The organism is Algoriphagus sp. TR-M9, from assembly GCF_027594545.1.
GTDB classification, from domain to species: Bacteria; Bacteroidota; Bacteroidia; order Cytophagales; family Cyclobacteriaceae; genus Algoriphagus; species Algoriphagus halophytocola.
Genome location: NZ_CP115160.1, coordinates 1,975,022 through 1,990,336, shown reverse-complemented (window position 1 = coordinate 1,990,336; position 15,315 = coordinate 1,975,022). Strand labels below are relative to the sequence as shown.

The following is a 15,315-nucleotide window of genomic DNA, read 5'->3' as shown; positions in this document are numbered from 1 at the left end:
ATCCGCAAATTCTGCCAAATAAATAATGGCGATATTCCGTGAGAAATACCGCCATTATTTTTAAGTGCTAAGCCAGTCCTACTTCCGGATCCTGTCCCGGAGGCAGTTCTTTCACATTTTCTTTTTCTCCCCCAGCAGCTAGTTCTATTATCTCACCCGCTAGGGATGTGATCAGTCCACCTGCACGTACCAATATCACAATCGCATAGTAGGGTTGCTTATTGATTGGCGGAATTCCCAGGCCTGCCGGTATGTAGTAAATCACTTTACCAATGTATTTTACATTGAAGAGCTTTTCCGGAAAAATCGCCATCAAAGGAATTATGGCTACCCCCATCAGGCTGTAGGCAATGGGTTTGACATATTTCAAACCAAACTCCAGGCCTTTTTTCAAGCCTCCCTGTCCGAAGCCCAACAGCCCAAATAAACTGAGGATCACCGCTACGTGTACAATAATCAGGGGAACCAGCAGCCATTTGATGATCAGAGGAATTTTTGCATTCCTATGATAAAGCATGCCTACTGAGCCTAAGATGGAAAGAACGCCCACCCCTGCCAATACCTTGGAGGCTGTTTTCAATACGCCCAAATCTGCTTCTGTAGCTTCAGCTACTTCCTCTATTGGAAATAACAATACTTCTAAACTGGTCAATCCCACACTAGTGAAGTCCAGGATTCTATCTATTTCATCTTCTACACTCATGATATTATTAGTTAAGATTTAATTGAAAAACTCGTTCACCAGATTTGACAAAGGCATCTCTTGTTTCCGAAGATTCAAAAGGAGCTTTTCCTTCTGCGATTTTGTAAAGAATGGTACTTGGAATGGCTACAAACAGACACATGACGTCTAGGAAGGTCAATGCATCTCCACCTGAAATCTGCTTGTACAATTGTGAAAGAATAGGGATTTGCCATTCCTTATTCAGTCCTACATAGGCAACTTCTACCAGGGCTTCCAGTGCTCTCATGATCACATCGATCAGCTGCTTGAGGAGGAAAAGCCCAGTTCCTGCTAGTTTTTGAAGTGCAAACTTGAGAAAGTCCCCGAAGGTAGTTTTTCCGTGAATCACCTTGGTAAATTCCTTCCCCACCAGTTCGATCTGACTTAAAAGTCCCACTCCGGTTTTCTCTAGGATAGGCTTTAGATCATTTATCAGGCTTTCAAAGACATTCGAAAACTCTGTGGGCATTTTCTTTTTAACTTCCCCTTCTTTGCCCTTGTCCAGGTAATCTTTCTTGGAATTGAGCCAATTGGCGCGGGGATCTGCCTGGGACTCCTTCGGAGAATCCGTCACATCTACCTTGTTCATTTGGTCGGGTATATTGACCAGTTCGGGGGAGAATTTTTCGATTTCCCGCTCCAAAGTTTCATCTATGAATTTTCTGATAGTACCTATTTCACTTTTCAAACCTTCCAGCGAATTGTTGACGAAACCCTTGTAGGCTTTTTTGGTAGCCAAAATCGAATCCCAGTCAAACAGAAATGCCAGGAATTCAAACAAATCCTTGAAAAACACCTTGATCGCTTCAAAGACTTTCTCTATAAAGCTGCCTATCTCATGGATGGTTTTCACGATCCAATTGAAAACCTGCTCCCCTATTTTGATGATAAATTTCACCCCATTTGCTACCTTCTCCATCACAAACTCAAAGGCTTCCTTGGCTTTGTCCCAGATGGAATGTAAAAAGTCACCTAAAGTATGCCCCGCATCTGCCAAGGAATGTAGACTGACTCCACTGGTCAAGGTAGTAGCAGATGCTGTCGCTCCTACCGTAAAAGCAGTATTGGCGAGAGAAACGGGCTTTTTGGCGCCCATATCTTTGGCCACACTCAGCATTTGGCTAATGCCCTCCTGGGCTCCTTTGACAGCTGATGGGTCTACACCGGCAGGCACAAGAGATTGTCCATTGGCTTTTTTGACTTTGTCTAGGCCCTTGGAGGCATTTACTCTCTCGTTCATCCGCTCCAGAACTTTGCCGCTGAGACTGACTAGCTTTTCTTCTTGAAGAAAATCAGCATTGATCCTGACCACGGAAGAACCCAGGCCTTTAACCGGGCAAATTATGGTAAATTCCGGAACCAATCCCAGCGGTATGGCCACCTGATGATCTGGTCCCAGGTGATAGCTCTGGCTATTGATGTACACAAAAAGGTTACTATCTGCACTGAGCATGACTTTTTGCCCTGCAAAGCTTTTCAGGCTGGTATCGGCATTGAAGCGAATCTGCGCGGAGTATGACTCTACCTCCTTTAGGCTATCCATATCCGATAAGGTGACCTGATGGGAATTCCACATGGTGGTGACCTCATCTTGCCAAAGGCGGGTCAGTTCGCTTCCATGACTGGTATTGACAGCAAACAGTTGATTTCGGGCTCCTTTTCCTTTTGCGCAGCTAAACTGCTCTGCCCCATCCACCATCAGCAAGGGAGCAGTCCATTTACCTACTTCAAAGGATTGGGAATTTTGGTCAAAAAACCTGTTGGTTTGGTAATGCAAACCCCGACTGTCCAATGCCCACACCGAATGTTCATTTTGATACGAGGCTGCCCGGATCTTAGTGATTTTATCCAAAGTACCCGGTAAGGTTTGGATGGCAAAGGTACTTCCATCCTCAGCGGCCTTGATTTCGTGAACCTGATTACCGGCTGCATACACGATGTCATTTCCATCCTCTGATTCCAATAATGCGAAGCTATTGATGGATTCACCAGGTTCAAATCTATACTGATCTACCTTGTTGTATTTGGGGTCAGGAAAAGACTGGTAAAGCATACCCTTTTCCTTTCCGATTTGATACAGGAAAAACACACCGTTGGAGTACAGAAAATTTCCCAGTTCAAAATGATAAATGACCTTGGCGTGTTCTGGCAAGGTGTAGGCCTTTGGGTTTAACTCCTCTAGGTCGGCGAGATAATAAAGTGCATCCTTTCCTGCCTCCGAAGTGGCAAATAGTAAGTGTTTGGTACCTATGGAAACTTTATCCACCTGCTCTTTATAGGACCCTGGGGTCACACCCGTCCAGGACAGGAGTTCACTCAACTTATCAAAGTCTGTACTGCCAATAGGCAAGCTCTGGGAAACCCAAACCTGATTGTCCTCTACTTTGGCGATTTGGAAGCTTTCCTCAGTTCTATTGTATTCAAACTCATAGGATTTGACAGCACCCTTAGATAGAGATATGTTCACCCATCCAGATTCAGATCCTTCCTTTCGTAGGAGGGCGTGAAGTTTGTCCTCCTTGTCCTGGTAGAAAACCAAAGGTTGATCGGGACCTATCATCAAAGTGCGGATTTCCTTACTGCCTTTAATACTGGATTCCGGGAAGTAATTACTCATCAATTCACTGTATGAATTGACTTGAACATTATCATCCCTGCTGATTTTATTTTCTTCTGATTGCATGATTTTGAGGTTTATTTTTCAACTACTATTGCGTAAGAGATATCATAAGCCACCATTGCCTTATCCTGCAGGAAGCGTAGATTTTTATAAGTATAAGTTTTACCCAAAGGCAGAATCACCTTATTGGTCTGATTGAGCACATCGAGGCTTCGCAACTCTTCTATTCTTTTGTTTTCCTGGGAAGTGGAGCTAGAGCCTAGATCTACAGCGATTTGATTGATGATGCCTTCCACAATCTTGATCGGCCATAAAAAAATGAAAGAAAGTATCTGTAACAACACTGTAAAAAAGTCCCCTCCTATGATTTGGGGATTGGAGTCAAAAGCTATTTTGGGGGCATCCAAGGAATGTTCCAGATCAAATCTTCCCTCTTTCCCATTCTTGATCAGGAACTTAAAACTGCCTACTTTACCCTTTTCCTTTATGTCATTATAGGTGTATTGACCAGCGGTGGATAGGTCAATTCGCTTGACCTCAAATTCTCCTATAATCTTAGCAATGATGTGGACTTCTATGTGAACATGAAATTCATACTCCACAGTAATTCCCAGTTCAGAATTTGAAATAGGTTTTCTGATCAAAGTATAAACGGTTTTGATCTTGTCATCTTTCCGCTTGCCATCATGACTGGCTTTCATAGTCCATTTTCCGTCCACATTTTGAAAGGATCCATTTTCCACAGTTACATCCGGCTTACTTTCAAATACTCCCACCAGGTAATCATCCAGGCTTTTGAGGTAATCTTCAAATTGCACCGACCCTATCGCAAAAACCCCATCTGTGGTAGCAGTGGTATCCTTCCCCAGTTCTATTAGACTGGACGGGAGAACTCCGGTGCTTTGGCTTTTCTCAGGAGAATCCCCATCCAGCATCATCATAAAGTTAAATGCACTGAATTGGCCTGGAAGCGGAGTTTTAGGATCAGTTTTGCTGCTGAATGAAGTGGAGTACTCCAAGGAGGTAGGCTGAAACATGGCCTTTGTACTTTTGATTTCCGGTCTGGTCACCCCATAGCCCAGCACGTAGGGGTTTTCACTTCCTGCTAGCATGAGGTTGAAGTAGCTTTCAATGGCGATCTGTAGGGGAAGTGTGGAGTTTTCAGGAAACCTGCTTCTGTCCTTGTCAAAGGTGGAAATATTCGCATTTTCGAAGTTCAGGAACAGACTTTCGATCCTAAAATCTGCCTCGCTGATCCCACTGTTTCTGATCAGGTTGCTCATTTCATTATCAGCCTCCATAATCATTTGATTCTTATTGATCTTAAGTCTACCAACTGGAGTAGTGAATGAATAAAGTGTGTCTTTGAGCGAAAAGATTTTAACCTCTGAGGTCTGCTCTGCCCTGTAATAGAGATTCCCACTGCTAAAGGACAAGTTGAAATACAGGTTGTGCGTGTCCTTACTGATAATTTCAACAGTTGGTGCTTCCAAAACAGCATCCCAGGCATAGTCAAAATTCAGTTTTTCTGCATTTAGCGTATCCACTAGTTTTCCTATGTCCGCCCATTTTCCTGCTTGCCTGGCTTCTGCAATTTGCTTTTGCAGGACTACCCATCTGTCGAGTTTGCCCTTAAACTGTGCATCCGTTGCTTCCTCATGAAAGGGTTTTTCGCCTTCAGGAGGGTTTAATACATTTCCTACCATTACAGACCACTTCCTTTTGATGAAGTTGCGCTGGTGGAGTTTCATGAACTGGTAATTGATCGTGTTTTGGGATAAGCCCAAAACCATATCAAAACCACCCAAATTTTGATTTTTTGACATGATTTTATTGGTTTTAGCTCCCAAATACCCTTGTCGAAAAAGTCAAAGTACTGCACTAGCTACCCGATGAACTAGAGGGATAAAACATTAGTGATGGAGTTTTATCCAAATAAAGGAATAGTGACTACCAGTACTTTAAATTAAACAATGGATATTCAGAAAAATTAAGAATGAATTGATGCTATAAAACTAGCTGGATCAACTAAGAATTGAAATACGTGTAAACACGTATTTTGTAGAGCAATCTGATTGATACTCAAATAGATCTTAAGTCTAACCTATGTTTATGTATCCCTTTGCCCACATCCATTTTCCAGTAAACCCGTTTGTGGTATCATATCTACAACTTTCAGCTTAAAATCATGACGAGATTTGCCAATGGATTTCTACTTGCTGTGCTCCTACTAGGAAGCATCTGGTATTTTTTGGATAGAAATGCGCAAAAAAATGAGCTACGTGCAGCCTCAAATATGATCCAGGAGCAAATCCAGCAAGTCGGCAAACTAATCGTCACAGAAGCTAACTACTCGCAGGTGTTCACCTACAAAAATTCCCAGAACCTCTTTCTTGACATGATCACCTCTGATAAAAAAGCGCTGGTCGTAACCCATGCAAAAGCAACGGTAGAATATGATCTGAGAGCTTTGGAAATAAGGCTAGACGAGAAAAACAAAACTGTAACCTTACTGAGCATTCCAGATCCGGAGATCAATATTTATCCTGAATTTGAGTATTACGATGTGAAGCAAGATTACTTCAATAAGTTTGAAGCAAAAGATTACAACAAAATCAAAAATAGCGTGACAGACTACTTTCGTAAAAAAGTAGAGAGTAGCAACCTGCGTGCTGAAGCTCAGGACAGATTGATGGAGGAGCTGTTGAATATCTATATTCTTACCAATTCTCTGGGTTGGACTTTGGTTTATAACGAACAGCCCATTACCGCCGCAGAGGAAATGGAGCGTTTAAAACAATAACTATCAGCTTACCGGAAAGTAAAGCATGATCTCAGTACCCACTCCCAATTCACCTTTTGCCTGAATATGACCTCCGTGATTGCGCATGATCTTTTTACATAGAGCTAGTCCCATGCCGGAGCCTGGATATTGGGATGCATGGTGGAGTTTGGTGAAGATATTGAAAATAGAATCTGCATATTTCTGCTCAAATCCTATCCCATTATCCTGAACTGAGATCACTTGATAAAGCGCATCTTCTTTCTCAAAAGGGAGTTTTTCATCCCATGCAGTAATTTCAATCCTAAGATGTACACCTTTCTTGGCATATTTGATGGAGTTTGATATCAGGTTGGAAAAAAGCTGCTGTATCAAAAATGGGACGCCTCGCAACACAGGGAGCTTGTCCCAGGAAATGTCCACAGCAGCCTCCGCATTTTCCAGTGCATTACGCTTGACCTGCTCCAAAATCACTCCCAGCTCAACTTCCTCAAATGGATCTTCCGAGGCATTTAACTTGCTATATTTCCTGATATCAGCCAGCAAAGTCTGCATTCTTTCTGCTGAAGCATTGAGTCGGTTAAGGGAGTGTTCAACGGCTGATGACACCTCTTCTTCGGCTAGTAAATGAGAAGAAATAAGCTGAATCTTTCTTAATGGTTCTTGAAGGTCATGCGAGCTGATCCAGTTGATATTTTCCAGTTCTGCATTCTTTTCTTTGAGCAATTCGGCCAGTTTTCTGTATTTCTCTTCTTCCTTAGTCAGTAATATCATATTCAACTGACGCTGAAGACTGTAAGAATAAGCAGCGCAAGCTTCAATTTCAGATTGATACCAGGGTTTACAGGTACATTCTACGATTTCTTTCCATAGCTCAAAAGACCTCCTTGGGGATAAGCCCTTTTTGTCTTTGATGATGGATTTGCTAGGGTCACCAGCCCATTTGACTTCAGTTTTGGTCTCAGGTCTATACCAAATGATACAGTTATTGGTATCCATATCCAATGCATGAAAAATCAATCCTGCTATTTCTCCACACAATTCAGCTCGGTGAGGAAGGTGATCTATGAGTTTCTCTGTTACAAAACTGCTGTTCTCAGTTTGCTCTGAAAAGTAGTCTGCCAAAAACAAAACCTCATCGTCTGCGGGTGCAAGTCCACTTTTGTACACCACCCCATCCACTACCAAAGAGACTCCAGCAGCATTGCAAAGCGTGATAAGTTCAGGAATCTTTACCAACTCTTCGAAGGATGCATTGTCCACGGTAAGGTCAAACATATCCACTTTATCAAATGATGCATTGACTTTTCGGGCTATTTCATATTCCTCCTGGGACTGACGCAAATCAATCTGTGAGGTAATAAAATGACCTTGCAACTGTGCCGCCAGCCTAATCTCTGGCGTCAGGTTTTTTGGGGAATAGTGATGGCATGCGATCAAGCCCCAAAGCCTGTTTTTATAAATCAAAGATATGGTCAGCGTAGCTCCTACGCCCATATTTTGTAAGTACTCCACGTGGATTGGAGAGGTGCTGCGCAAAATCGATAGACTTAAGTCCAGATTCTTCTCTTCCTGGTCATCTATGGTATAGATGGGAACAGGAGTATAATCTATATCTGTGATCAACCTCAGCAGGTTCTTCATGTAGAGATCCCTGGCCTGCGGAGGAATGTCTGTATGTGGATAATGTAAGCCCAGAAAAGGTTCTAAATCTGCCCGGCAACTTTCCGCGAAAACCTCACCATTATAGTTTCTATCAAACCGGTAAATCATTACCCTATCATAACCGGTGATTTCCCGGGTGCCTTCAGCCACTAGATGGCAGAGCTCCTTCAGGCTGTTGGTAGTATGTAGATAGGTTAAAAACTGTGAGGTATGGTCATACACTTCATGGGGCTGTTTTGCTTGATCATTGACAGGCTCTGCTTCTAAAATGTAGATAGTACCACTCTTATGCACTGTGCATAGAAATTCCTTATCGCTTAAGTTAAGTTTCAAAAGCAAGGAAGAAAGCATCTTATTATCAGCTATATAATCCAGAAGCTTAGCGAGAACCTGATCTCCAAAAACCTCATTTAGGGTTTTGCCAAGAAGCTTGGTATGAGACTGGGAAATGAATTCTTCTGTGTTTCCGCTGCAAAAATCAATACTAAAAGACTCTTGCTTCAGCCCCAATAGGAAACCATGTGGCTGAATACTACCGGGAATATGAATGGGCTCTTGCTCACAGTTGGTGAGGTTCACTATGTCCCGGTTTACGATGTCTTTTACTATCATGCAATCAAAAATGTGAATACGCTATAAAGTGCTGTTTGATCTGAGAAAAAGCATGATTGGCACCTGAGATAATCTCCTCCCCCTCAACACTCTTCTCCTCATAAGCGGTAAGTTCTGCAATAAATCTTTTCCAAAAAAGACCAGTTTGCGCTGCGTATCCAGAAAAATAGGATGCTCCAGATTCCGCGTCTAGGGCTAGGTTTTTTTGAACATGCGAGAAAATGACCTTTCCACCCAGAGTAGATCCTTCTATCACATATAGCATACCCATTGCGAAGCTTTTCGAGTAGCTTTTTTCCCAAAAATCAACCATAGCTCTAGGCTTAATTTTCGCGAAACCAAGTGCACGAAAATCATTGTTCAGGAGATGCGTCTTCTTTCGCTGAGCAATATCGGGGATTTCGGATGTCAGGACCGGAAATACAGACTGCTCCATGGCTAGATGCACATCATGCATTAGATCTAGATATAGCAAGTACTCACTTAACTGAAGATTTGGATCTAGAATCGCCTTGGATAAGGGAAGTTCTTCTAATTCTTGGTGAGCTTTGGAAGTGTATTCCTTAAGCCTCTTTGGGAAGGGAACACGGGCTGAAATACTACTCATGTAGCATTAATTACTGTTATACAGAAAATTATTTGGGTTTGGAATGAAAGTATTCCAGTTGATCTGAAGTGCATGCTCAATAGAATCCTGCAACTCCTTAAAACCAGATGATTTGGTCACATAATAGTTTGCTCCCAGTTCCAGGGTTTTCTGAATGATGGTGCCGTCATTGGTGGTAGATAGCATGATCACCGGCAGTTTTTTGAATTTCTCAGATTCACGTACTTTTTGGAGGATTTCCATCCCGTTCATTCCCGGCATATTGATATCCAGAAAGAGCACATAAGGATTGGGCGGTGGATTTTCCAAAGCATGCAAAAGCTGCGGTCCATCCATATGGGTGACCACGTCATATTCCGCACTGATTTTCCCCACTATGATTTTGAAAAACTCAAGATCATCGGGATCATCATCAGTATAGAATAAGGTTAATTTCTCGTTAGACATAGGTGGTGACTGTGGTTTAGCTTTCACAAATATACCTAAAATTACTGCCAAGCCCAGAACCGACCGTCTCCTGCTGAAAAATGGTTTTGAAAGGGGATTTATTGCTCTTCATCACATGTTTTAGCGATAGTGGTGGAGACAATCAGTCACCTATTCTTTTTTCGAGTTGAGTTACCCCAAAAACCATCTCTGACTGATGGGCCGCTGCGATAGCCTGGATTTCTGCTATGATTTCAGGGTTTTGCCCAGCCAGATCAAAGCGCTCGGAAGGATCTACGGAAAGATTGAACAAGGTTGGTTTTTCCAGTTTCTCCAGTTGCTCCGGATACCCTGCCGGATTGTTTTGGTAGAGATACATTTTGAAATCCCCTTTGCGCACAGCAAAAAGCCTGTCTCCATGATAGTAAAACATTTCCTCCCTTGGGGTTTCAGAATTGCCCTTAAAAACCGGGCTTAGGTCATAACCATCATAAACTCTATCTTGGGGCAGATTTCCACCAGACAAACTCAAAAACGTAGGGAGTAGATCCAGTGTGCTTCCCATTTTACTGACCACGCCTGGCTTTACATTTCCCGGTCCCCAGATTACAGTAGGTACACGCACGCCCCCCTCATAACTCGTGCCTTTCCCTCCAAACAATAGCCCGGAACTCCCCCCTTGCTCATTGTACACCAGCCAGGGGCCATTATCTGAAGTAAAAACCACATAAGTATGCTGCTCAAGACCTTGGGATTTCAAAGCTGATAGAATTTCTCCTACACTCCAATCTATCTCCTCTATCACGTCGCCATAGAGCCCCCGTTCACTCTGCCCCAGGAAATTTGTAGAAGCAAAAAGCGGGACATGTGGAAGGCTATGTGCCAAATACAGAAAGAAGGGCTGGTCCTTATTTTCCTGAATAAATTTAACAGCCTCTTCGGTGTAGCGCCTGGTGATGGTGTTTTGATCTGCTGGTCGCTCTATGATTTCCTCGTTTCGCATGAGTGGAACGTTGAAATATTCAAATTTGGGGTCTTGAAAAGCAGTTTTAGCATCTAGATCATTGACTCTGTCCATATCATTGCTGTAGGGAATTCCAAAGTAAGAATCAAAGCCATGACTGGTGGGGAGGTACTCAGGAAGGTGACCCAAATGCCATTTTCCAATGGCCGCCGTGGCGTACCCGGAGCTTTTTAGTAGCTTGGCAATGGTCAATTCATAGGCTGGCAAGCCACCATCCGAATCCGGAAATAAGACCCGACGCTTATTGCTATACATTCCGGTGCGGACAGGTAATCTACCCGTTAAAATAGCCGATCTGCTTGGGGTACACACATTGGCAGCTACGTAAAAGCTGGTCCATTTTTGCCCCTCTACTGCCATTTGATCTATATGGGGTGTTTTGATGGTAGGGTGACCAAAAGTGCCCAAATCACCATATCCCTGGTCGTCTGTGAAGATGATGATAAAGTTAGGCTTGGATTCCTGAGCGAAAAGTTGAACCGAAAAAACAAAAAATATGACCAAATTGAAGAGCTGCTTCATGGGTTACTTGGGTTGGATTTAGTGTTTAAGTCACTTTTATGACATGCTTAAAATTAAAGGATTATGAATCAGAAACAAGAATCAAAACCAATAGCTCAACTAGAGCTACAATTCTAAGTGTAAAATAGGATATGGTTTGCCTGTACCATCCAATTCAGATCTTCCAATGACCTTAAAACCAAATCTCTGATAAAAAGCCAATGCCTGAGGATTCTGCTCATTTACATCTACTTTTTTCACTTCTAATTCAGACACAGCATAGCTTAGCAAGCACCTACCAATGCCTTTCCCCATAGCATCTGGATGTACAAACAGCATCTCCAGATTTTGATCTGCTACTCCCAAAAAACCTAAAATCTCTCCAGTAGCTCCCTTTACACCTCGCAATGCTACCGCATCAAAGTAGGTATTTAATATAAGTGGCTTAAAATACATTATATCAGACTCTTGTAGAAAATCATGACTAGCCCGTACGGAAGCCTCCCATAGCTCCAGTAACTCCACATAATCATTTCTTTCTAAAGAATTTATCTGGTAAGTCATTTCAATTTCTGTGTTTAGTTTCCTTTAAGAATCCCATCAAACGTTCCATTGGAAGTACTACCTCCGGTGTCCCATCTTGAGTGATTTTTCCATTTTCCAGCAGAAGCACACGCTTGGACATTTTGGCTACTTCCAGTAAATCGTGGCTGATCAAAATGGTAGTCAAATTGAACTCCTTGTGGAATTTGAGGATATAATCCTGCATTTTGGACTGCATCTCCAGATCGAGAGCTGATAGCGGTTCGTCCAGCAACAATAATTTTGGCTTTCTCACCAAGGCTCGGGCTAGGGCTACGCGTTGTTTCTGTCCTCCGGACAGTAGATTAGGTTTAGTGTCTGCTAGCTGCCCAAGTTCAGCAAGCTCCAGCAATTCATCAATGATTTCCTTGCTTTGATTTTTCTCCAATGCATAAGCTAGATTTTCGCGCACATTCATATTGGGAAACAGGGAATAATCCTGGAATACCATTCCTATGTTTCGGTGTTGAGGTTTGACATGGATCTTTTTCGCTTTATCAAACCAGATCTCTTGCTCAAACTGAACCCTACCTGCATCTGGAGCCAACAATCCACATATCATCCTAAAGATGCTGGTTTTGCCAACTCCTGAGGCTCCATAGAGCGTGACCAGTTCCCCAGCCTCTATTTTGGCATCAAAGGAAAGCTGAAAAGTACCAGCAGCCCCCTGGAGCTTCTTTTGCAGTCCAATCTCTATCATCCTATGTAGTTTACTTTCAGCATGCGATGATTGAGCAGGTAAACTCCGATTAAAACCAAAAAGGAAAAAAGGAGTAAAATCCCCGCATATAGATTTGCCTGAGCGTAATTCATCGCTTCCACCTCGTTATAAATAGCCAGTGAAATCACTCGTGTTTCCCCTGGAATATTGCCCCCTACCATGAGTACCACTCCAAATTCCCCCATGGTATGGGCAAAAGCGAGAATACAAGCGGTAATCAGCGCATTTTTCATATTGGGAAGTAACACCCGGGTAAGGGTGGTCAGTTTGCTTTTGCCCAAAAGCATGGAGGTTTCGATCAGATTTTTGGGATTCATCACAAAACCTGATTGTAGAGGCTGCACCATAAATGGCAGGCTGTAAATCACAGATGCGATCACCAAACCCGGAAAGGAAAAAACAAGACGAACATCAAAATACTGATCCAAAAAACTACCGAACCAATTCTCCGGACTAAAAGCTAAGAGCAGATAAAACCCCAGCACAGAAGGAGGCAAAACCAATGGCAAGCCTACCAGGGCCTCGATGATGACCTTTCCTTTTGCCTTGCTAAATGCCAACCAATAGGCCAGCGGTATCCCAATCAAAAACAAGAACATGGTGGTCACCAGGGCCAGTTTAATAGTCAGGTAAAAAGGCTCAAAATCCATGTTTCCTATGGTTTGGTAAATCCATAATAACTCAATATATTCCCAGCTTCTTGTCCTTTGACGAAGTCCAAAAAGTCTACTCCGAGTTTTTTCCCTTGGCCAAACTTGGTGATGACTGCCCCTTGGACTAAGGGTTTGTGGCTTTCCGCCGGAATCAAATAGTAGTTTCCCCCCTGCTTTTGCATGTTGGGCGAAAGTGCTAAGGATAATGCAACAATCCCAATGTCAGCAGCTCCGGAGGTGACAAACTGGGCTGTTTGGGAGATGTTTTCTCCGAAAACCAACTTGGATTCTACTTCAGTCCACAATTTAAAGTGCAACAAGGCTTCTTCTGCGCGCATCCCGTAAGGCGCATGAGCAGGATTTGCAATGGCAATTTTTCTGATTCTCGAGTTCTTGAAAGCATGCATTTGCTCCTTGACTACAGCTATCTTTCGGCTCCAAATCACTATCCGCCCAAGCCCATAAGCATACACTTCAGAAGCTGCAAGGCCATTTTCGGCCAGTTTTTGTGGATATGCGATATCTGCGGAGAAGTAGAGGTCAAATGGCGCACCGTTGGATATTTGCTCGAAAAGCTTCCCCGATGAACCATAAATCACATCTACTTTAACCTGATGCCTTTGATTGAAAACCTGGATCACAGAATCCAGCGCAAATTGTAAGTCCGACGCCGCTGCAATTACCAACCTCCCTTGGGCATTGGCAAACGTTCCAACTAATAATAAGATTGGAAGCAATAAACTACATTTGGATTTGCTGGATAGGAACATGCTCAGGTAAGAAACCAAATATATCAAACGCCGATATATACCCAAATATATATCGAAATGCTATGATACGAAGATCTCAACTAGTTTTTCTAAAAACAGCACTTAAAGATTCTTCAGTAAATCTGTTTCCGACTCTTTAAGTGCATAGAGCTTTTCGGTAAATTGACGGTATTGCTTGAGCACAGATTCCCCATGTGCAGTCACCGCCGCTCCCCCTCCCTTTTCTCCTCCTTTGTGGGAAATCACATACGGCTCTTTGCCCCTGCTATTCAGGTCAGCCACGATATCCCAGGCTTTTTTATAGGACATTCCCATGGTTTTAGCGGCTTTGGCCAGGGATCCCTCCTCGGCTATCAGCTCCAATAGCTGCGCTGGCCCCGGCCCAAAAAATTTTCTTCCGTCCATTTCCACCCATACCCGTAATCTGATTTCCTTGTTTTCCATGATCTAAAAATAAGAATACTCCAATGGATTGAAATTGAAAAATGAATAGGAAAGCAAAGGGTCGAATTGATTATATTGGTGATAGATCAAGGTGAACACGAAATGCCCGAGTTATACGCCTTGCTTTGTCAGGTATTTTTCATCGAACTAACCTTTGCTTTTATTATGAATGCTTTTCAAAATCGAATCATAAATCTTCAAAAAGCCGTACAGGCAGCAGAAACTGGAGAATTTGACGCTCAAACTACCCTAGCCATTATGGATTTTCTGGACTTAAAACAGCCCACCGATGCAGATTTTTTAGAAAATAAAAAGACTCTCCAGCGATTTCTAGAATTTCGGGGAAATGATGTGGACGGAATTATGGGTTCTAGGACGCTTTCTAGGCTGGAAATGATCTTTAGCAAAGAACTTCCTAAAATCCCACCTGGAGCAAGTTTGATCGCTTCCAAAACATCTCTGGACATCATCGTGGAATTTGAAGTTTCGTCCAAATCCGTTTATCAAAGAAAGTATTCCCATCCTATTTTACCCGGAGAATACAGCGGAATCACCATTGGAATCGGTTATGATTTAGGCCATGTCAATGAGGCTACTTTTCACGAAGACTGGTCAGATTTGATTTCCCAAGAAGACTTTGATACTTTAAAACAAGCACTGGGCAAAACCAAAACAGCAGCCAGGGCCGCACTCCATGGTAAAATCCTAGAGGTGGATATTCCATGGGAAACGGCCATTGAGGTGTTTTATACCAGGTCTTTGCCCATTTGGGCCAGGCGCTGCATCAAAATTTATCCAGGTTTAGAAAAACTCCCCCCAGATGTTCAGGGCACCATGGTTTCTTTGGTTTACAACAGAGGTACCAGTTTATCAGCCTCAGATAGCAGAAGGGAAATGAGAAACCTGCAAAAACATATCGCAGATGCCAATCTTAGGGCAATGGCTGAGGAATTTCGTTCCATGAAAAGGCTTTGGCCAAATAGTGCAGGACTGAGAAGAAGACGGGACAAGGAAGCAGACCTGATCGAAAATGCCACTTATGTATTGAAGCCGGCAGATTATGTTTTTATCTAAATCGATTTTCTAAAGGCTAGGATTCCTCCATTTTTCTTGGGGCAGGATAGTCAAAACTATTTCTTTTGCTATTTTACGGGTTCTCCAAAGATCCATTAGAAACTACAGTT

Annotated in this window: 14 protein-coding genes; 2 read left to right on the top strand and 12 right to left on the bottom strand. The window is 42.8% G+C overall.

Going from position 1 to position 15,315, the window contains the following annotated elements; genetic code table 11:
• Positions 1–67: 67 nt before the first annotated feature.
• The 3 genes from PBT90_RS08680 to PBT90_RS08670 are packed head-to-tail and all read right to left on the bottom strand — an operon-like array spanning position 68 to position 5,170.
• Positions 68–703 (bottom strand): hypothetical protein, encoded by a 636-nt coding sequence (locus tag PBT90_RS08680; RefSeq protein WP_264810003.1) that lies wholly within the window; start codon positions 701–703, stop codon positions 68–70.
• A 7-nt stretch (positions 704–710) separates the two neighbouring features.
• Positions 711–3,407 (bottom strand): hypothetical protein, encoded by a 2,697-nt coding sequence (locus tag PBT90_RS08675; RefSeq protein WP_264810002.1) that lies wholly within the window; start codon positions 3,405–3,407, stop codon positions 711–713.
• Between the two features lie 11 nt (positions 3,408–3,418).
• Positions 3,419–5,170 (bottom strand): hypothetical protein, encoded by a 1,752-nt coding sequence (locus tag PBT90_RS08670; RefSeq protein ID WP_264810001.1) that lies wholly within the window; start codon positions 5,168–5,170, stop codon positions 3,419–3,421.
• A gap of 362 nt (positions 5,171–5,532) precedes the next feature.
• On the opposite strand from PBT90_RS08670, the gene PBT90_RS08665 reads away from it, so the two are divergent.
• Entirely contained in the window at positions 5,533–6,147 is a 615-nt protein-coding gene (locus PBT90_RS08665; protein WP_264810000.1) for a DUF4230 domain-containing protein, read from the top strand.
• Positions 6,148–6,150: 3 nt separating this feature from the next.
• On the opposite strand, the gene PBT90_RS08660 is transcribed toward PBT90_RS08665, so the two are convergent.
• The 9 genes from PBT90_RS08660 to PBT90_RS08620 form a co-directional block, all read right to left on the bottom strand.
• Positions 6,151–8,403 carry an ATP-binding protein gene (locus PBT90_RS08660; RefSeq protein WP_270132760.1) on the bottom strand — a complete coding sequence of 751 codons (2,253 nt, stop codon included), beginning with the start codon at positions 8,401–8,403 and terminating at the stop codon, positions 6,151–6,153.
• A gap of 4 nt (positions 8,404–8,407) precedes the next feature.
• Positions 8,408–9,010: a biliverdin-producing heme oxygenase gene (locus PBT90_RS08655; protein WP_264809998.1), complete on the bottom strand. Its 603-nt coding sequence runs from the start codon at positions 9,008–9,010 to the stop codon at positions 8,408–8,410.
• A gap of 6 nt (positions 9,011–9,016) precedes the next feature.
• Positions 9,017–9,457 carry a response regulator gene (locus PBT90_RS08650; RefSeq protein WP_264809997.1) on the bottom strand — a complete coding sequence of 147 codons (441 nt, stop codon included), beginning with the start codon at positions 9,455–9,457 and terminating at the stop codon, positions 9,017–9,019.
• 142 nt (positions 9,458–9,599) lie between these two features.
• Positions 9,600–10,982, bottom strand: a complete 1,383-nt coding sequence (locus PBT90_RS08645) for a sulfatase family protein (protein WP_270132756.1) — start codon at positions 10,980–10,982, stop codon at positions 9,600–9,602.
• A gap of 105 nt (positions 10,983–11,087) precedes the next feature.
• Complete coding sequence (locus tag PBT90_RS08640; protein WP_270132754.1) at positions 11,088–11,525, bottom strand: GNAT family N-acetyltransferase; 438 nt, start codon at positions 11,523–11,525, stop codon at positions 11,088–11,090.
• A gap of 1 nt (position 11,526) precedes the next feature.
• The gene (locus PBT90_RS08635; RefSeq protein WP_270132751.1) at positions 11,527–12,243 is read right to left on the bottom strand and encodes an ABC transporter ATP-binding protein; all 717 of its coding nucleotides are present in this window, start codon (positions 12,241–12,243) and stop codon (positions 11,527–11,529) included.
• Entirely contained in the window at positions 12,240–12,914 is a 675-nt protein-coding gene (modB, locus tag PBT90_RS08630) for a molybdate ABC transporter permease subunit (RefSeq protein WP_270132747.1), read from the bottom strand. The genes PBT90_RS08635 and modB overlap by 4 nt, the downstream gene beginning before the upstream one ends.
• A gap of 5 nt (positions 12,915–12,919) precedes the next feature.
• A complete protein-coding gene (gene modA, locus PBT90_RS08625; RefSeq protein WP_270132745.1) occupies positions 12,920–13,654 on the bottom strand; it encodes a molybdate ABC transporter substrate-binding protein in 735 nt (244 codons plus the stop codon).
• 135 nt (positions 13,655–13,789) lie between these two features.
• On the bottom strand, positions 13,790–14,131 hold the full coding sequence (locus PBT90_RS08620; protein ID WP_270132743.1) for a winged helix-turn-helix domain-containing protein: 342 nt from the start codon (positions 14,129–14,131) through the stop codon (positions 13,790–13,792).
• Positions 14,132–14,296: 165 nt separating this feature from the next.
• Between PBT90_RS08620 and PBT90_RS08615 the strand changes: the two genes are divergently transcribed.
• Entirely contained in the window at positions 14,297–15,205 is a 909-nt protein-coding gene (locus tag PBT90_RS08615) for a hypothetical protein (protein WP_270132741.1), read from the top strand.
• Positions 15,206–15,315: the final 110 nt, after the last annotated feature.